The 2,640-nt window shown below is 67.1% G+C and carries 2 protein-coding genes; both read left to right on the top strand.

Annotated features, from left to right (window positions below):
* A partial coding sequence (locus VF697_RS07525) for a bestrophin family protein (protein ID WP_331092816.1) occupies nt 1-731 on the top strand: 731 nt, incomplete at its 5' end.
* 67 nt (nt 732-798) lie between these two features.
* The gene (locus tag VF697_RS07520) at nt 799-2,418 is read left to right on the top strand and encodes a hypothetical protein (protein WP_331092815.1); all 1,620 of its coding nucleotides are present in this window, start codon (nt 799-801) and stop codon (nt 2,416-2,418) included.
* The last annotated feature ends 222 nt before the right edge of the window (nt 2,419-2,640 follow it).

The raw sequence follows: 2,640 nt of genomic DNA, 5'->3' as shown, positions 1-2,640 counted from the left end.
ATCGCTACGGAAAGGCACTCAACAGGGACCACCCCGAGGGGCGAGGGCTGGTGGGGCTGGTGGCCACGCTCGAGACGCAGCAGACGGCGCGCGAGCGCCAGGGCCTGTACGGAGGCCCGGGCCAGTCCATCACCGAGGACGAGCGCGAGCTGGTGTACGCCCAGATTGGCTTCGTGAACGCCCTGCGCTGCCACCTGCGCCAGCAGGATCCCTTTCCGGAGATCACCCCTTTCTTCCGCGCCAGCGTGCTGGAGGCACTGCGCGAGGAGAAGAACGTGCCCTCGGCCATCCTCACCTGGGTGGCCACCCGGCTGCGCCGCGTCTACGGCCAGCACCAGGGCCCGGACGACGTGTTCCGCCTGGTGATGTTCGACCGGACCCTCACGGACCTGACGAACATCCTCGGGGCCTGCGAGCGCATCAAGAACACCCCCATCCCGCTCCAGTACGACGTCCTGCCGCGCGCCATGGTGCGCGCCTACCTGGGCATCCTCCCGCTCGGGGTGGTGGCGGACCTGGCCTGGCTCACCCCCTTCGTCACCGCCATCATCGCCTTCCTCTTCATCGCCATGGACGCGGTGGGCCGTGACGTGGAGACGCCCTTCGAGGATGGGGTCAGCGACACGCCCATGACGGCGCTCTGCCGCACCATCGAGATCAACCTGCGGCAGATGCTCGGGGAGACCGAGCTGCCCTCCCCGCTGCAACCGGTGGATGGGTTGCTCTACTAGGCTGTATTTCCCGAATGAATTCTGTTAAAAACGGCATTCCTACCGTTCCATGGAAGCCGAGGATTCAATGCAATCACAGGGCGGCGCTTCTCGAGGGTTCACAGGTACGCGGCGGCTCCTCGCCGCCCTCGCCGTATTGACACTGGCGGGTTCCGCGCAGGCGCAGGAGGGCGGTGAGGCCATCCAGGCCGTCCGCGTCTCGTCTCGGCAGTGGCTGGCGATCGACGCCGCGCAGACCCGGGGCGAATTGGATTCCTACCAGCACTCGCTGGGCGTGGTGCCCGTGCCCGAGTCACCCGACGCCGTGCGCGAGCCCATCGCGAGCGAGACCTTCGCCCAGGCCGATGTGCTGCTGGTGGAGGCGCCCGCCGAGGCCGTCTCGAAGCTGCAGAACGGTGGCTCCCTCCGGGAGGTGCTCGCGTCCGTGCTCGGTGGGAGCGATGCGCGCCTCGCACCCGCGGGGGCTCCGGAAGAGGAGCCCAAGCCCACCGAGCACCAGCTCGCGCTGTTGCTCCCGGCGGGCTCGCTGGCGGGCTCCTTCGCCCCAGGGCAGGAGATCTCCGTCGAGCGCCTGCTCGCACTGGACCCCCGGCTCGTCCTCGATGTGCGGCCGGAGAGCCCGTGCGCGGACAAGTGCGACCTGACCATCGAGCAGGTGGAGCTCGCGCCCACGCGGCTCGACAGTCCCGTGAGCCTCCCGCCGCCGGACGCGGTGGCCAGCGGACAGGCTCCCGAGGGCGGCGCGGCCCCCCTGCGCAAGCTGGGCGGTCCGAGCTTCCAGCAAGCGCTGGGTGAGGACGGCACGCTGCGCTTCCACGCCCAGGTGGGCGGCAGCGGCGACATCTACCGGTGGGTGCTGACGAGCAGCAACGGCGAGCGCTGGCTCGTGGGAGACACGGTGCGGGCGCAGGCCGTGAACTTCACCCTGCCCGATGCCGCCAGCCTGGACACCTCGTACCAGCTGGAGACGCTCGTCTACTCCTGGAATCCCGAGCAGCTCCGGTGGTCCACCCTCCGGGAAATCCAGCCGTGGCCGGGGCCGGGGACGGGGTGGCCGGGCCCGCAGATCGACCACACCTACGACGTGGGCGTCATTCAGGGCCAGTACTGCGACAACTGGGGTTCCTCGTATGGCAATGCCACCCTCTACATGGATGACGAGGACCGGAGGAACGCGAACAACCGCTGGGGCTGGATTGGAGCGACCCGCAGCACCGACAACACCCAGCTCTTCTTCTGCCGGGTGGATGGCAGGATCTTCAAGCCCCTGTCCACGGTCAACGACACGAGGAACCACTACGCCGTCGTGAAGTTGGGCAGCCAGTGCCCCAATGGCTCGGAGACGTTCGTCCGTCACTTCGACAACGAGGACAACAACAACAAGAACTGGGCCAACATGCCCTCGGGTGGCTCCCATGTCCTCAACCGGAACACCACCCTGCACTTCTGCCTGTTCCGGAATGGGAGCAACACCATGAGCGGCTTCCCCAACCTGAACTACACCTACGGGGTCTTCGCCGCGCCGGGCTTCTACAAGGCGCTGTCGACGGGCGGCATCTACACGGATGACGAGGACAACAATAACGCCAATTCCTACCAGGCGTGGGGCAACAACACGATGACGGATGCCATGCGGATCATCTCCGGGGGCAACAACACCACCCTCAACATGGTCAAGGTGAAGTAGCCCCGCGGGAAAAAGCAAGGCGCTCGCCGGCTCCTTGGAGAGTTCAACCGGCGAGCGCCCTGCCGCACCGTGGACGCACGGTGCGTGAAATTCTCTCTACTTCGAAGCTTCGTCGGATTGCACGTCGAACGAGCCGCTGACGGTGCTCACGTCGACATCGTGCTCGCCGTTGCCGTACTTCTGCTCGGTCGAGCCGAGGCTCACCCCGCGCCCGTTGAAGCG

The sequence above is a fragment of the Archangium sp. genome, from assembly GCF_036388035.1.
GTDB lineage: Bacteria > Myxococcota > Myxococcia > Myxococcales > Myxococcaceae > Archangium.
This window is presented reverse-complemented; position numbering and strand designations above follow the sequence as displayed.